A 16,810-nucleotide genomic window follows, 5' to 3' on the forward strand; every position below is an offset into this window, starting at 1 on the left:
ATTATATTTATCTATCACTATTGTTACAACCTCTGCATCGAATTCTTAAATTATCTGGAGTTCCACTTCCTCCTTCTCTTCTTTTTTTAATATGGTCAATTTCCGTCCTATTAAGTGGCGGAGTAACTCCTTTAGCATCTTTTTTAGCAGGAATAGTTTCTGTTCCGCATGTTTCACAAATTGTTTTTCCTTTATTATTAACTTTATTTAAATCAACAGTTGCACTTTTCCCTGCTTTTGTAGCATCCATTCCAGGTCTTTGTTTTATGCTTAATTTAGCAGCACGAGCTTCAATCTTTGAGAGCGATTTTACCTCTTCAAACCCTTTTACAGCAGGCGCTTTTCCTCCTTGTGCCGTTAATGCTCCTTCAGGTCCACCAGCAACAGATAGAAGTATAGTCCCCCAATCAAGAGCACCGTTTGCTACTTTCTCTTTCAAGGATTCTTTAGGAACTCCAGTTAACAGAGTTAAACCGTATCTTCACCAACTACAAGTTTATTTCTTACCGCATCATTCGAGAAAAAATTGGCTGTTCTTGCAACATTATTGGTGACTGCAGCTCTTAGACTGTTAATCCCTCCGCCATTCATTTCCGCAAACTCTATAGGATCATCCGGGAGACTAACTTCATTTACTTTTTTAGGCTCAAGTCCTTCCAGTTCCCTTGCATCTACAACTCTGTTTCCGCTGAAGGCATACGTTGACCAGGAGTGATAGGTTTCTGCTAATGGATCTACATTAAAGAACCTTCCTATCGAAGGGTCATAGTTCCTCCATCGGTAAGAACTCCAGCCTGTTTCTGTCTGTTTTTCCTGCCCCTGAGAAGAGTATTTGTAATTTGGAGATATTGAATTGGCAGTAACTAGCTCTCCTCCAAACTCTAGCCCGAAAGGATAATAATGAGTAGCTCTGTCTATTGTAGGATTTCATGAAGCATCTTTGTAATACGCAAGTCTGATGTTTCCTACCTGATCGGAAAGTGCTTTTATAAATCTAGGGTATTGATTTCAATATCCTAGATTAAGATTCTTAGAAATTAGCCATTTTATGGTTGTTTTGGTAATTTTTGTGGATTTATTACTGATTTCTAAACTCTTCAATTCTATGATTATAGTTTTTATTATCTTTAAAACTAACATACTGAATACCAAAACAAGGGTTTACATTCCCGTCCATTAATTTTGTATTATAAAAAGAAAAATGCTTTAATTTCTTCAACAGTTTGATCCATTTTAAGTCAGGAATATCTCCGCAGTCTCCTAAAATTAATTTTTCCAGATTTAAACAATTTTTCAATTCATTATATTGAATTAATTTCCTACAATAGTCTAATATCAAAATTTCCAAATTTTCACAAATATTCTCAAGTCCCTTTAAAGTACTTAATTGACTACAATAATGTCCTTCGAAAATTTTTAACTTTGAGAGTTTTAATCCCTCAAAATTTTGAATATTACTTTCTGTAATATGTATTTTTTCTAGTGAGCCAGGGAGCTTAATGAATGAAAAGGATTTATTTTTAGGTTTAAACTTCCAAATGACTAATGTTTTCAGATGTATATTTTCTGACAAATCAATTTGTTCATTGTACCAATCAATTGAAAGGTGCTCTAACTCCTTAAATTGAGAATAGTCTATACTTGGTTTAGATTGGGAGTCATGAATATTAACTGTAATTTTTTTAAGATTATTTAATTCATATAAGCCTGAACAATCAATATCAAATTTGTTTAAGTAAATTTCTTCAATAAAAGTTATGTCTTTTAAGAAAGATAAATCTTTAATAGAATCTGAATTGATAGAAATAGAACGAATTTTTTTTGATTTAATGTATTTTATTTCTTCAGACAAACTACGGTTGCCTCTCCCTATGGCCAAAGTTTTACCATCTTCTGCGATAGCATATCCATTATTTATCATAATTTCTTGTTATTATATTTCTTTGTGTCTTGCTCTCTATATCTGTCACCAGGAGACCTTCTTTGATTATAATTATTTTCACTTTTGTGACCAGGAGTCCCCTGATCCTTATCAGCATCTGTTTCCATTCTTTCAGATTCCTGTTTAAATGCTTCTCTATCATTTTTTGCTTCTGTCCAATCTGTCTTTTCTAAAGGATCATCATTCTTCTCTGCCTTTTCTTTACCAGATTTTGCAGCTCTTTTCTCATCTCCTTTTCCATGATATTTTTTACCGCTTTGATGAGTATTTGTGTATGATCCTGTTTTCTTCTTCCCACTAGAAGAATCACCATCTTTACTCTTTCTTTTATTATCTCCCTCACTATTTAAGACACGATTGGCAAGGTTTATTCCGGTATAGGAAACCGCCACAAGAACATTAATTTGGGTACCTAAGCCCCGCATTAAGCCATTATAATTATTAATGGCATTACTTTTCATCTGCTCATACACTGCTGATCCTGCTCCCGGTTTTGCAGCGTATAGAGGCGGAGGTGTTAAAGCACCAGGAGCAAATATCGGTAGTGGTACAAATTCTAGCCCTTCCAGTTCTCTCCCATCAACAACTCTATTTTCTGAGAAGTTATAATGTGATTGATATGCGTATTTTTCACTTAATGGATCAACATTAAAGAACCTTCCTATCGCAGGGTCATAGTTCCTCCATCGGTAAGAACTCCAGCCTGTTTCTGTTTGTTTTTCCTGCCCTTGTGTAGAGTATTTGTAATTTGGAGATATTGAAGTCGCAGTAACTAGCTCTCCTCCAAACTCTAGCCCGAAAGGATAATAATGAGTAGCTCTGTCTATTGTAGGATTTCCGGAGGCATCTTTGTAATACGCAAGCCTGATGTTTCCTACCTGATCGGTATAGTTGTAAAAATACTTATTCTGAACGAAGTCATAATAGCCCTCTGAAGTAGGTACAAAGCTTAATACATTATTGGTATATTGAAATCCATCCAGATAGTCTGTAGCAGAGGTGGTTTCGATATTCGTTTTGCCGGAACCGAAGGTATAGATCTTTTTAAGCTTGGTTCCATCTGCTTTGTATACATATTTTGTATTGACATTGAAAAGCAGATTGTAATAATCCCGTGATTTATATAAAGAATTGAATTCTATTTGATTGGGAAGATTCAGAAAATTGTAATTGATCTTTAATATCCCTTTATCCAAATGGGTAGTCATATTCCCATTACCATCATAGGGAATCTCATTTCCTGAAACGTCGGGGTAGCCAGCATAATTTCCGGAAGTATCATTCACCTTGGCAAGTCTGTTCCCGGTGTATGTATACCCCAAATTATCCATCACTACAGCTCCTCCGTTGGAGAGCAGGTTTCTTTTTAAGGTTTGGATATTCCCGTTGAGATCATAAGTGAGGGATTCGTTGTAATAATTGTTCTGAGGTACAGTGGCATTGGGTTCAGAATAGATTCCGCTTTTGAGCCTGTCTAATCCATCATACTGATAATTATACCTTCTGAATGTTCCGGTATCTGCGCTTGACCAGTCTATTTCTGCAATATTCCCATTGTATTTTCCTGTAGACACCGTAGAATACGCAGGATTATGATATTTCAGCTCATAGGCAAAGAGCTTTCCGTTCAGGTTGGCAGGATCATTCACTTTCGTAATCCATCCACGGATATTGTAGGTTTGATCTATCGACTGTAAAGGAGTTCCGGTGGTATTTCCTGTTTTTTTATTGATAAGCTGTCCAAGATCATTATAAGTATTTTCTGCCAGCAGTTCTTCCATTTGGCTGTTCACCTTGTGGTAGTGTTTCAGCAGTCTTTTCTGGTCATCATATACAAACCTTTCCTGGATGGTAACCTCAGCATCGGAAGTTCCTTTTTTGTGATAGGTATAGCTTTCATCCACAGCCCCGGAAAAATCAAGTTTGAATTCCTTTTTTGTATATCCACCCAGGTGATTCCAGCTTTTCTCCGCTACTTTCTCACTCTTTGTATTGTAGTAGAAATAGGTTTGGGTCCAGTTATCATCCTCAACATTTTTTACATAAGATGCTGTGGGCAGCCCTTGGGTACTGGCTCCTCCGTTAAGCGATTTGTCTTCGTTAATTACATATTGATCGAGGATTTTTGCAGGGGGAAATTCCTTAGTATCTCTTGGATAAGAGTCGTAGTAATTAACCGTTAAAAGTGTCGTAAAGCCGGATAGGAAATTATTGGTGTAATAGACGATGAAGCCATTTTTATCAAATCCATTTGCTGTCTGGTTTTCACTGACCACCTGAGAAGCAAGCTGGCTTTGCATGGCTGCTCTTTCTCCACCTGCCATAAGTCCGGTATAGGCAACACGGCCAAAAGCATCATATTTGGTCAACAGCCATTGACCTTTATTTTTCAGGTTGACATCCTGGGTAAGTACCGGACGGTCAGAAGCATCATATACTACAGATTCCCAATCATCCCTTCCGGGCAGTCTTTTTTCCACCTGCCTGTACTGGCCGTCGTAGCAGTATTGGTAGCAAAGGCTGTTTAGAATATCGGTGGAAACCACATTATTATTCTGCTCAATTTTCTTTACTGCTAAAGCAGGAATGATGAATGCCTTTTGCCCGTATTCATTGTAGACATAATAGGTGTCAATGTTTTGGGTTCCATCTGTTCTGCGTACCAGAATAGCCTCACCACGTCCATTTTGAAACTCAATAACAGGAGTTCCGTCTTCATCGGTTACGGTATTCTTGTATAAAGTTCCCGGAGCATAAAACTCACTGCCCGGCACTATAGATACAGAGGAAATAGTTTTATGATCTGCTCCAGATGTAGCCGTGGTTGTACTCGTGATAAATTTCTTTACCTCTGAACCAAGGTTCACTTCATAGGTAAGCTTTTGTGTATGTCCGCCAGCCATTTTCCAGGGGTCACCAGGCTGAGCCACTTGCTTTAGCCTGTCTAAGGGAGAATTTTCCATCTCCTTTTCCGTATAGGCATTGGCTGTTCCGTAGTAAGAATTAGCCGCAGTTTCATTGGTAATCCCGGTATGAATGGCTGAATTGAGGGTATTGGAAGGAACTGGCAGAATATCCTTTACCTGTCTACCGAAGGCATCATAAGTAATGGGAGTCACCAGGTCTTTTCCTGTTGTTGTAGCTTTTACGCTAACAATTTGCTTGGGTCTTCCCAGTCCATCGAAATAGGTAAGGGTTTCTGTCTTTTTGCTGCAGTCTCCGCTCAGGCAGGTTTGGGATTGTATATAGTTTTCTGAGATACTTTGTGCAGAGGTCAGCATGGCGATCAACAGCAGACCTAATAGGTGTATTTTTTTCATGGGTGTTTTTTTCATGGGTGCTTACTGTTTATAGTGATACCTGAATTCTTTCACCATCTTATAGCGGTAGGTTCCGGTATTATCCCTTTTTCTTACCTGAACCTGTTTCAATCGGTTAGCGCTGTCATAGACATAGAGTTCCCTGATTCCTGACGGTGGGGTTATGGTGGTTACTCCTACCAAAGAATCGTAAGTATACTTGGTGGTCATTCCTGCAGGCTGAAAGGCATCAAGAGCTTGTAATAACTCAGCCTCTTTGGTGGGATCTGCTGCATCTTCATTGGATTGGGTTATAATGGTGGCTATTTGGGTGTCTTTCTGCCACACTACTTCCTGAGCGGGTACGCCGAGGACTGTGCATAGAGTGAATGCACTGAGATCATTTTTTTTCATTCTCGTGTTGTTTTTAAGTTAACATAGTTTATCCTGATAGATCATGGTTAATCCAATTCCTTTTTATACTCTGCTTTTGAGAATCAGATGCTTTTATAGGCTCAGAAATATTTCAAAACTATTTATAATAATATTCTTTAGGGGTGAAAAATATTGTAATTTATGTGCATAAAATCGGGCTTCAATGTGTACACATTAAACTGATATTGAATAATTTAAAAGAAGTTAAAGAATATCCACCGAATGGGTATAACCGAATAAAAATTTCATAGTTATTGCTTTTTAGCCCTAATTGCCGGATGGTAAAAATGTGACCTATTTGTACGAATGTTACTTTGATGTATGCAAAAATATTCTCGTGAAGCAGCAGAATAAAATAACAAAAGATCCGGAGTAATGTTCCGGATCTTTTTATTTCTGCTGAAAAAGTATATAACCTGTCTTTTGCGGTTGGGAAATCCTCCGCTGACGTTCTGAACTTCTCCGTATATGTTTTTAATCTCAATGATGGGCTTATACAACCGGAAATCTGATATAACAGACCTTAACGGAAAGCAAGCACCCCGAAATAGTATGCTGAAACCTCAAACTATAACCTTACCTCCCCGATTTACATATTAATACCCCATACAATGTATTATTTAGGCAGCAGTGAATGAATCGTAAATGGTGTATATACTTTTTTATAGGTTTTGGCTAAAGCCGTTAGAAGATGTTATTTATGGTTAAATGGGCTAAAGCCCGTTCCTACTGCATTTTCTTTTGCAGACAATATCCCTGTTACTTTTTATAGTAGTGATGGGGAAAAGCATCCTCAGGTTTCATTCTGAAAACATTCAGCAAAATCCAGGATTTCAGAAATCCATACCCGTAAGAAAACATTTGAATATAGGTGGAAACAACTGCCATACCGGCAATACTGATATTTTTAGTCAGCAATAAAGCATGAAACAGCACCAAAAAGGTATATAATCCATAGAAGGCAAGGATGATTCCTCTATGCATAATAAAATACTCCAGGAAGCCCATCACATATCCCAACATAAATAAAGTAGGAAACGCAAAAGAAATCTTCACATAATTAGGGTGTCTCTGGTTAAGAATAGGTCTTGCACAACCAAACTGATAGACCTGCTTGGAAAATTTTCCAAAATCAACTCTGCGCTTATGATATACTGCAATATCATCAAAAAAAGCAGTGGTAAAACCGTTTTCCCAAAGGGTCATAGACAAATCCGGATCCTCTCCTATTCTCATTTCAGAAAATCCGCCTACTTTTTGAAAAACAGCCTTTTTCACACCCATATTAAAACTTCTGGGCTGAAATTTAGAAACGGCTTTCTTACTTCCCCTGATTCCTCCTGTAGTAAAAACAGAAGTCATGGAATAGGAAATAGCCTTCTGCATCAGATTGAATCCTTTATGAGCCTTATCTGCTCCTCCAAACGCATCACAGGGAATCGTCAGGATATCGTTTTTAATATGTTCAATATAATCTTTTTCAACGATGACATCACTGTCTACAAAAACCAGCCATTCATGGGCTGCTCTTGCTGCGCCATAATTTCTTGTCAGCCCAGGTCCTGAATTATCCTTTCTGAAATATTTAATATCCAGCCCTTGTTCAAAGTTTTTGATGGTTGGCTTCAGGTCGATCAGAGAACCGTCATCTACAATAATGATCTCAAACTCCTTATCCGTCTGCTGGGTAAGAGAAGTCAGCAGCTCAAAAAGTTCGTCTTTTCGGTTGTAAATGGCAACGACAATGGAAATAGTAGGCTTCAAATTGAAAATTTTTCAAAATTACTTATTCGCAGAACAATCTACAAACAGTTTAACAGCTTATTCAGAGAAATTAACGAAGTTCTATTTTATCCTTCTCATTGTATGGGTTTTACTGATGAAATTCTGAGCCAACAAATTTGACATTTTAAACAAAATGAACACAGGAAATCCATCCTAATTTTGCTATAGAAATTTAAAACAATAAAAAATGGAATTTACAATCAATGCATTGCAACAGCCTGTTCAATCAGGATTCAATGCGTATTCAACAGCACAGGAGGTTATTAAAGGAATCGATCTTACCGGAAAAACAGTGATCATCACCGGCGGTTATGCAGGAATTGGTCTTGAAACCACAAAAGTATTGATCTCAGCCGGAGCACAGGTTATTATTCCGGCAAGAGATATTGAAAAGGCACGAAAAAATCTCTCAGGGATTGAAAATTTTGAACTTGAAGAAATAGATCTGATGAATCCATCTTCTATTGATGCTTTTGCAGAACGATTTACAGCATCAGGAAAAAGCCTGGATCTGCTTATTAATAATGCTGGAATCATGTGGGTTCCTCTTCGCAGAGACAGCAGAGGTTTTGAATCTCAGTTGGCGACCAATTACTTTGGGCAGTTTCACCTTACCGCAAAATTATGGCCGGCTCTGAAAAAAGCTAACGGCGCAAGGGTGATCAGTGTTTCTTCTTATGGACATCAGATGTCGCCTTTTGATTTTGAAGACCCTAATTTTGAGAGAAGAGACTATGATACCCTATCCGGATACGGACAATCCAAAACAGCCTGTAATCTGTTTGCTGTAGCACTGGATGAAAGAGGAAAAGAGTTCAATATCAGAGCCTATTCTCTTCATCCCGGTTCTGTATATGGAACTGACCTGGGCAGAGAAGAGCCTATTGAACTTTTTAAACAGCTTGGAACCCATGATGAAAACGGAAATATCAAACCAGAGGTTGAGGCAAGATTAAAAACTGTTCCCCAAGGGGCTGCCACTACAATCTGGTGTGCCGTAAGCCCACAGCTTAAGGAAATTGGCGGTGTGTACTGTGAAAACTGTGATATTGCAGAAATAGACCATGGACAAATAGAGCACCGGTTTGATGAACCGGCAACCATCCGGGGAGTCCAGTCCTATTCCATTGATAAAAAAAATGCTGAGCGTTTATGGAAATTAAGTGAAGAAATGCTGGGTTTCCGGTTTGATGCCTAATAATTGTTTTTTAAATACATTTGTAATGCAAAACTTCTGACAATGGATTTCCAGATACAATACCTCACACCGGATATCAAGCTTTCCAGTTATGATGATAAGCTGTTCAAAACCGAAACAGTGTTTGAATACCATATGCTGGTTTGGTTCATATCAGGAGAAACGAAGATTATTCAGGCCGATAAAACCTATATTTTCAAAGCAGGAGATATTTTTCTGATCCCAAGGAATCATCTGGCCACGATTATTAATTATCCTAAAGACGGACTTCCTCATAAAGCAGTAGCCATGCATCTTACCACAGAACGTCTGAAAGATTTTTACCGTTCGGTTGGGGAGCAAAGAAAGACAGGATATCGGGAAGCCAGCATCCACAGCTTTGACAGTCATCCGCTTTTGAACAGCTGTCTTGCTTCTCTAATCCCCTATTTTGAGATGGAAGGGCCGTTTCCTGAAAATATTGCTCATCTAAAGATTACTGAGGCGATCAGTATTGTAAGGGAAATTGATCCGGATATAGATTCTGTACTCGCCGATTTCGATGAGCCTGGGAAAGTGGATCTGATTCATTTTATGGAAAAGAATTATATGTTCAATATGCCTTTGGAACGGTTCGGATATCTTACGGGAAGGAGTTTATCTACTTTCAACCGTGATTTCAGAAAGATTTTTCAAACGACACCGCAGCGTTGGCTCACCCAAAAGCGTCTTGAACTCGCCTTTTATCATTTGTCTGAAAAGAATAAAAAGCCTTCTGATGTTTTCCTGGAAGTAGGTTTTGAAGATCTGTCGCATTTTTCGCACGCATTTAAAAAGCAGTATGGCTTTGCGCCTTCACTGGCACGATAAAATAAAATAGGTTGTACTTATGGGTACAACCTATTTTTTATTATTTTAATAAACTGATCATCTACTGCAGTTATTTTTCCTTAGAAATATCCGGATCTTTCGGATTCTTCTTTTGAGATATCACATTATGATTTAAAGCCTTTCTTTCAGGTTTTGAGCGTGGCGATTTGGATCCGGAACTAAACAATCCAAACGCATCCAAAACTATATCAAATACATCTAAAAAATTCCAGGACATTTTAATCTCAAAGTTTATTAATTATTACCTTCCAGTTTATGTACTTTCTTCGTTCCCTCATACATTTCGTACTGTAAAAATCTCGTTTCCAGTTTTCCGTTGAAAAGTTTGATCTTTCTTGAAGGACGTAAACCGATTTTCTTCACCGCTTCAAGGTCAGAAGAGATCAGCCATGCTAAGGTATTCGGATAATTGGTTTTAAAAGTATCTCCGATTTTCTTGTAGAAATCATCATCATTGATGGAAATTCTCTCATCATACGGAGGGTTGAAGACCATTAATAATGGGAACAATTCTTTTTTAGAATCAAAGAAATTCTGTTTTTTGATCTCAATTACATCTTCCATCTCTGCCGCTTCTACGTTCATTCTTGCAGCATTCAGCATTCTTGCATCAATGTCATACCCAACAATTTTTCCATCAAACTGTCTTACTCTGTTAATTCTGAATTCTTTGATTTTCGAGAACAATTCTGCATCATAATTATTCCAGTTCTGGAATCCGAATCTTTTTCTGAAGATCTGAGCCGGAAGATCCATTGCAATCATTGCTGCTTCAATCAATAATGTTCCGGAACCGCACATAGGATCCAGGAAATTTCCTTTTCCGTCCCAGCCCGCCAGCTGAAGCATTCCGCTTGCCAACACTTCATTAATAGGGGCTTCTCCTTGTTCTGTTCTATATCCTCTTTTGAATAAAGGGTCTCCTGATGAATCCATTGAAATCATCACCAATTCCCTGTCAATATGAAGGTGGAATTTGATATCCGGATTTCTTGTTTCTACATTCGGACGTCTTTTGAATTTGTCCTGAAAATAATCCACGATGGCATCCTTCATTTTTAAAGTCACAAACTGAGAATGTTTGAACGTTTCAGAATTTACTGTAGCATCAATAGAGAAAGACTGGTCAACATCCATGAAGTTTTCCCATTCAAATTTGAACAGTCTGTCATAAAACTGATGTTGATTAAAAGCCTTGAACTCATGAATCGGAACCAGAATCTTCAATGCTGTTCTCGCAGAGTAATTGATTTTATAAAGAAAACCAAGATCTCCTTCACAATTTACTGCTCTGTTTTTGATTTCAACATTTCTTCCCCCCAATTTTTTGATTTCTTCTGCCAGAATTTGCTCCAATCCGAAGAATGTCTTTATCTGTATTTTAATATTTTCTGTATCCATAAGTATGAATTAAAAGATTTAAAGTTTTAAAAATTAAAAGATTAGCTATCCAACTTCTTGTCCAATTGAAATTTTCAATCTCTTAATGTTGTAAAATACTTTGCTTTTAACCGCACAAATTTAGTTATTTTTGCATTATGGAATGGTTTGAATCTTGGTTTGATACCCCTTATTATCATTTGCTTTATAGCAACAGAGACTATACTGAAGCTGAAAACTTCATTACAAAGCTTACTGCGGACCTTCAGCTTCCGCCTCAGTCGAAAATCATAGATCTTGCCTGTGGAAAGGGAAGACACTCTGTTTTCCTCAATAAATTAGGGTATGATGTTTTGGGTCTTGACCTATCAAGACAAAGTATTGAATCTGATAAACAGTATGAAAATCAAACACTTATTTTTGAAGTTCATGATATGAGAAACCCAATTGATGCGGATCCTATGGATGCTGTATTCAACCTATTTACAAGTTTTGGGTACTTTGATAATGAAAATGATGATAAAAAAGTATTTCAATCGGTTTATAATGCATTGAAGCCCGGAGGATATTTTGTCCTTGATTATCTGAATGAAGCGTATGTAAGAAATACACTGATCCCTGAAACAACAGCCACACGCGGTGATATTGATTTCAGGATCCTGAAAAACATCGAAGGCAGACATGTCATCAAAGATATCCGTTTTGAAGCTGACGGTAAACCGTTTCATTTTTTTGAAAAGGTAAAGCTTCATACATTGGAAGCCATTCACAACTATGCCTCTGAATGTGGCTTTGAAAGAATAAAAATCTGGGGAGACTATCAGCTGAATGAATTTAATAAAGAAAATTCCCCACGTTGTATCAATTTATTTAAGAAAAAATAATGACAACAGTACTTTTACTGATTTTAAGTGTCGTAACAGGCGTATTTCTGGGAAAACACTTTGGTAAAAAAGAAAAACTGGCTAAAAATCTTTTGATATTGAGTGCCGGTTTTTTAATTACGATCTGTCTCAATGAAGTTTTCCCTCAGGTGTATACCTCTGCCGGAAGCAGTAATCTTGGGATATTCGTCATCGGAGGAGTTCTTCTTCAGATGATTCTGGAAGCACTTACCAAAGGTTTTGAACACGGACACTTCCATCATCATAGTGAACATAATATCCTTCCCGTTGCCTTAATGGTAGGATTATTCATCCATGCTTTCATTGAAGGAATTCCTCTTGCCAATGAAACGCACGAGATGTCTCCTTACCTTTGGGGGATTGTATTTCACAATCTGCCTATTTCATTTATTCTGGGGGCATTTTTATTTAACAGAAAGGGAGAATCAAAAAGTTCGTCCTCTTATCCTTCTATTCTCATTGTAGCATTATTTGCCCTGGCTTCTCCAATGGGAATGTTATTAGGAAACTATTTCAATCCTGATCTTCAGCCCTATTTTCTGGCTATTGTAGGGGGAATATTCCTTCATATTTCCTCTGTAATCATTTTTGAAAGTAATAAAAATCATAATATAGACTGGGTAAAAATCGGACTGGTAGTTTTAGGAGTTTCACTTGCATTGATGATGCATGTTTTTCATCAGCATCCTACCGCTGTTCATTCTCATTAAAAAGTAAAAAAGCTCCGGAATCCGGAGCTTTTTATGGTATAACGCTTTAATTATCAAAGCTTAGAATTTCCATCCTAATGTAAGGAAGAAATTATTTCTGTTACTTTTTACATCACTTACTGCATAAGCATCACTTTGGAAGCTGTTTTTAGCAGAATAATAAGATGAATCAAAATTACCATCCATATATCCTCTCATGAAAGGATTACTATATTTGGATGAGATATTCTGATAAGAAGCATCCACATAGAATGATTTGAAATCATATCCGATACCCAGTGAAAGTGTATTTCTGTCACTTAGCATAAGATTGCTGTAAGACTGATCACCTACAGTACCAGCATCATTAAATCTGCTGATGGTAAGTGCATCAAAAGGACTTGACTGGTAAGAATAACCACCTCTCAATCTGAACTGCTGTACTCTGTACTCCGCCCCTACTCTTACTTCTGAAAGATTCTTGTAATTATCTTTAAAGAAATCATTCAACTCTCTTTCTGCTCCTCCATATACTTTGTAATCAGGTTTTGTAAGTCCAAGCGTATAGTCTACGTTCAAAGAGAAGTTTTTACTTGCTACAAAGGCAGCACTCACAGTTGCTTTAAGCGGTGAAGTAAACTTTCTGTTCTCAGCTCCCATATCATCCCCGTAAACAGGATCATTATAGAAATAATAATTTCTGTCTATTGTCCAGAATGTAGGCGTTTCAAGAGATGCTCCCACTCTGAAATTAGGACTTAGCTTTCCGATTACCCCTAATGAAGCTGAAAAACCAGAAGATCTTTCTGAATAAGGAGTATCTTGTTTACTGAATCCTTCTGTGGAATTATTGGTCAGATTTCTGTAAAACAAGCTGTCATACTGATCCAGTGAAGCATTGAAAAAATTGAAACCTGCTCCTAAATATAAATTATGATTATAGTTGGCACCTACCCCAAAACTCATCTTTGACAAGTTTCCATATCTTTCATACAGATGACCCACCAATGCTGCATCTTTGGTAATATCATCTTTATCAAAAGCATAAACGATATTATTATTTCCCGGGGACTGGATGACATTGTCCAGAGTCTGGTTAGAAAAATTAATACCAATATTGATAAACTTCCATCCAGTTTCTGTCATTAAAGGAAAAGCAATTACTCCTCCTGCATTCCCAAGATCTCCTTTGGTTTTGCTATAATCTATTGTAGATCCTCCTAAAGAACTGGTGTTTTTATTTCCTAAAATAGATAAAGTTCCTGAAACCTCTCCTGAAATAGCGACTCCTAAACCTGCCGGGTTAGTAAGCAAAGAGTTTGCATCACCACCTAGCGCACCATTAGCTCCAGCCATCGCATTAAACTTAGCTGATCCCACCATAGGAGTACTTGAGTAAACCTCTACAGTATTTCTTATGACAGAAACATCCTGAGCCTGCGCATAAAATGCAGCAGAAATACTCATTAATACTAAAGATTTTTTTAACATTATTTTTTTATAGTTTATTAATTTGAAAATTATCTGAAGCCACCTCTGCCGCCGCCACCGGATCTCATTCCGCCGCCGCCTGAAGAACCGCCTCTGAAGCCGCCTCCACCAGAGTTGAAGCCACCACTGGATCTGAAACCTCCTGAATCATTAGATCTGAAGCCTCCATTATTGTTGTTATATCTTGGCTGTGGTTGCTGATAATTATAATTAGGTCTTGTTTGTGGTGCAGAATTACGGAATCCACCATTGGAATTCGTATTTCTGAAACCACCCGAATTGGTATTTCTGAAGCCGCCCGAATTGGTGCCATTACTGTTTCTGAAGCCACCATTTGAGTTTGCATCTCTGAAACCACCATTATTATTGGTATTTCTGAAACCACCGTTACTATTTCTGAAACCTGAATTAGCGGTATTGGTTCTGTACACTGCATTACCTACCCCTGTATTCTGGAATCCGCCTCCGCTGATACCACTTCTTCTGTAAACAGGTCTGTTGTAGTAGCCACCACCCCAGTAACCTCCTCCGTATCCCCAATATGGGTTTCCATAGTATCCGCCCCAGAATGGATCATAGTATCCTCCATAACCATATCCCCAGTATGGACTTCCCCATCCGATAGAGCCTCCCCAGCCCCAGCCGAATGATCCGCCCCAACCCCAGGACATACTTGCACCCCAGCCCCAGCCACGGTTCATACCCCAGCCCCAATACGGGCTATAACCACCATACCATCCCCAAGGAGATCCCCATCCCCATGAGTTGTTGTCATAATAGTTGGTTTGAGAACCTGCATAAAGTCCCCAATCTGAATCTGTAGCATTGGAGTTCCAGTTTGTATTGGTATTACTCCAGTCATTATATCTGTTTTGCTGCTCTCTGGAATTCGTTTGTGCATTTTGAATTACATTGGAATCCTGATAGTAGTCATAATATTCTCCTACTCTGTTTCCGCTATCATTAATGATAACTCCTTCAGGTAGCGTATCCTTATTGGGGTCGTAATACACCCCATCGGTCTCGCTATACCCTCCCATCTGAGCACCACAAGACACAAGTAATAATCCGCCTGATATAGCCAATACCCCTTTGGATCTTAGCAGACCAAGCAAATTTTTATGTATATTTCTTTTCATGATAACGTAAAAATTTTTAATTTAAATTATATTTGCAATCTGTACCAAAAATGTACCAAAATACTGGTAAAAAAATCTATCAAAAATAGATTTTTATTTTTAGATAACAATAATGTACAAAAGTTAAAAAAATTTTAAAAAATAATGGCAAAATTAACCTCAAGAAGCGAAGATTACAGCAAATGGTATAATGAGCTGGTTGTAAAAGCTGATTTAGCTGAAAACTCAGGCGTGCGTGGATGTATGGTGATCAAACCGTATGGCTATGCGATCTGGGAAAAAATGCGTGATGAAATGGATAAAAAATTCAAAGAAACAGGTCACGTTAACGCATACTTCCCGCTTTTTGTGCCCAAGAGCTTATTTGAGGCTGAGGAAAAAAATGCAGAAGGTTTTGCAAAAGAATGTGCTGTTGTTACCCACTACAGATTAAAAACCGACCCGGACAATCCTTCCAAACTGATTGTAGATCCGGATGCAAAACTGGAAGAAGAACTTATTGTTCGTCCTACTTCAGAAGCAATTATCTGGAATACTTACAAAAACTGGATTCAGTCTTACAGAGACTTACCAATATTGATCAACCAATGGGCGAATGTTGTTCGTTGGGAAATGAGAACACGTCTTTTCTTAAGAACCGCAGAGTTTTTATGGCAGGAAGGTCACACCGCTCACGCTACAAAAGATGAAGCTGTGGAAGAAGCAGAAAAGATGAATAAAGTATATGCAGATTTTGCAGAAAACTTTATGGCAATGCCGGTAATTCAAGGATTAAAAACTCCATCTGAAAGATTTGCAGGAGCTGATGAAACCTATTGTATTGAAGCATTAATGCAGGACGGAAAAGCTTTACAGGCAGGAACATCTCACTTCTTAGGTCAGAATTTCGCAAAAGCATTTGACGTAAAATTCACCAATAAAGAAGGAAAGATAGAACATGCATGGGCTACCTCATGGGGAACATCCACTCGTTTGATGGGAGCTTTGATTATGACACACTCTGATGATTTCGGATTGGTACTGCCTCCTACGCTGGCACCAATTCAGGTGGTGATTGTTCCGATCTTTAAAGGAGAAGAGCAGTTAGAACAAATCAGTGAAGTAGCTTTGGACATTCAGGCTAAACTGAGAGCTAAAGGTATTTCTGTGAAATTTGATAATGATACTCAGAACAAACCAGGATGGAAATTTGCAGAATATGAATTGAAAGGAGTTCCTGTTAGAATTGCAATGGGACCAAGAGATCTGGAAAATAAATCTGTGGAAATCGCGAGAAGAGATAATCTGACGAAAGAAGTTCATTCTATTGAAGGGCTTGATTCGTACATTGAAGAGCTATTGAAAACAATTCAACAGGACCTTTACAATAAAGCATCTGAATTCAGAAAAGATAATATGACGAAAGTTGATACTTATGAAGAGTTCAAAAAAGTTCTCGAAGAGAAAGGTGGATTCATCTATGCTCACTGGGATGGTACAGCTGAAGAAGAGGAACAAATCAAGGATGAAACGAAGGCTACGATCCGATGTATTCCTTTCGATGACGATGTAGAAGAAGGAATTTCATTAATTTCCGGAAAACCTTCTAAGAGACGTGTATTATTCGCAAAAGCTTATTAATAATTTTAATGATTTAGAAAAAAAACGTTAATTTTTAAAGAAATATTCAAAAAAAAG

The 16,810-nt window shown here is 37.8% G+C and carries 14 protein-coding genes and 1 pseudogene; 5 read left to right on the forward strand and 10 right to left on the reverse strand.

The genetic code is table 11. From position 1 onward, the window contains the following. Positions 1 to 7 precede the first annotated feature (7 nt). The 7 genes and pseudogenes from ODR02_RS02510 to ODR02_RS02540 form a co-directional block, all read right to left on the reverse strand. Entirely contained in the window at positions 8 to 439 is a 432-nt protein-coding gene (locus ODR02_RS02510) for an HNH endonuclease (RefSeq protein WP_309511523.1), read from the reverse strand. A 29-nt stretch (positions 440 to 468) separates the two neighbouring features. Then, complete coding sequence (locus ODR02_RS02515; RefSeq protein ID WP_309511524.1) at positions 469 to 591, reverse strand: hypothetical protein; 123 nt, start codon at positions 589 to 591, stop codon at positions 469 to 471. 72 nt (positions 592 to 663) lie between these two features. Next, positions 664 to 918 (reverse strand): annotated as a pseudogene (locus ODR02_RS02520) (RHS repeat-associated core domain-containing protein); the annotation flags it as partial. Between the two features lie 160 nt (positions 919 to 1,078). Continuing rightward, on the reverse strand, positions 1,079 to 1,921 hold the full coding sequence (locus ODR02_RS02525; RefSeq protein WP_209785349.1) for a hypothetical protein: 843 nt from the start codon (positions 1,919 to 1,921) through the stop codon (positions 1,079 to 1,081). After that, positions 1,918 to 5,262, reverse strand: a complete 3,345-nt coding sequence (locus ODR02_RS02530) for a DUF6443 domain-containing protein (RefSeq protein WP_309511525.1) — start codon at positions 5,260 to 5,262, stop codon at positions 1,918 to 1,920. Before ODR02_RS02530 ends, ODR02_RS02525 begins: the two co-directional genes overlap by 4 nt. 21 nt (positions 5,263 to 5,283) lie before the next feature. After that, a complete protein-coding gene (locus ODR02_RS02535) occupies positions 5,284 to 5,655 on the reverse strand; it encodes a hypothetical protein (RefSeq protein WP_309511526.1) in 372 nt (123 codons plus the stop codon). 780 nt (positions 5,656 to 6,435) lie between these two features. Beyond that, the gene (locus tag ODR02_RS02540) at positions 6,436 to 7,440 is read right to left on the reverse strand and encodes a glycosyltransferase (RefSeq protein WP_309511527.1); all 1,005 of its coding nucleotides are present in this window, start codon (positions 7,438 to 7,440) and stop codon (positions 6,436 to 6,438) included. Between the two features lie 208 nt (positions 7,441 to 7,648). Between ODR02_RS02540 and ODR02_RS02545 the strand changes: the two genes are divergently transcribed. Both ODR02_RS02545 and ODR02_RS02550 read left to right on the forward strand, forming a co-directional pair. Continuing rightward, positions 7,649 to 8,659, forward strand: a complete 1,011-nt coding sequence (locus ODR02_RS02545; protein ID WP_309511528.1) for an SDR family NAD(P)-dependent oxidoreductase — start codon at positions 7,649 to 7,651, stop codon at positions 8,657 to 8,659. A gap of 42 nt (positions 8,660 to 8,701) precedes the next feature. Beyond that, positions 8,702 to 9,508 carry a helix-turn-helix domain-containing protein gene (locus tag ODR02_RS02550; protein WP_209785354.1) on the forward strand — a complete coding sequence of 269 codons (807 nt, stop codon included), beginning with the start codon at positions 8,702 to 8,704 and terminating at the stop codon, positions 9,506 to 9,508. A gap of 255 nt (positions 9,509 to 9,763) precedes the next feature. Here the strand turns inward: ODR02_RS02550 and ODR02_RS02555 are convergent, their stop codons facing one another. Continuing rightward, a complete protein-coding gene (locus tag ODR02_RS02555) occupies positions 9,764 to 10,930 on the reverse strand; it encodes a THUMP domain-containing class I SAM-dependent RNA methyltransferase (protein WP_309511529.1) in 1,167 nt (388 codons plus the stop codon). Between the two features lie 137 nt (positions 10,931 to 11,067). On the opposite strand from ODR02_RS02555, the gene ODR02_RS02560 reads away from it, so the two are divergent. Together ODR02_RS02560 and ODR02_RS02565 are read left to right on the forward strand one after the other, a co-directional pair. Beyond that, the gene (locus tag ODR02_RS02560; RefSeq protein ID WP_309511530.1) at positions 11,068 to 11,793 is read left to right on the forward strand and encodes a class I SAM-dependent DNA methyltransferase; all 726 of its coding nucleotides are present in this window, start codon (positions 11,068 to 11,070) and stop codon (positions 11,791 to 11,793) included. After that, positions 11,793 to 12,524: a ZIP family metal transporter gene (locus ODR02_RS02565; protein WP_209785442.1), complete on the forward strand. Its 732-nt coding sequence runs from the start codon at positions 11,793 to 11,795 to the stop codon at positions 12,522 to 12,524. The genes ODR02_RS02560 and ODR02_RS02565 overlap by 1 nt, the downstream gene beginning before the upstream one ends. A gap of 60 nt (positions 12,525 to 12,584) precedes the next feature. Here ODR02_RS02565 and ODR02_RS02570 read toward each other — a convergent pair whose 3' ends face one another. Then, entirely contained in the window at positions 12,585 to 13,970 is a 1,386-nt protein-coding gene (locus tag ODR02_RS02570) for an OmpP1/FadL family transporter (RefSeq protein ID WP_309511531.1), read from the reverse strand. A gap of 53 nt (positions 13,971 to 14,023) precedes the next feature. After that, positions 14,024 to 15,133, reverse strand: a complete 1,110-nt coding sequence (locus ODR02_RS02575) for a prolyl-tRNA synthetase (protein ID WP_209785444.1) — start codon at positions 15,131 to 15,133, stop codon at positions 14,024 to 14,026. A gap of 144 nt (positions 15,134 to 15,277) precedes the next feature. Between ODR02_RS02575 and proS the strand changes: the two genes are divergently transcribed. Next, positions 15,278 to 16,753, forward strand: coding sequence for a proline--tRNA ligase (gene proS / locus ODR02_RS02580; protein ID WP_309511532.1), 1,476 nt, complete (start codon positions 15,278 to 15,280; stop codon positions 16,751 to 16,753). The last annotated feature ends 57 nt before the right edge of the window (positions 16,754 to 16,810 follow it).

Source organism: Chryseobacterium sp. CFS2, from assembly GCF_036543225.1.
Classification (GTDB): Bacteria; Bacteroidota; Bacteroidia; order Flavobacteriales; family Weeksellaceae; genus Chryseobacterium; species Chryseobacterium culicis_A.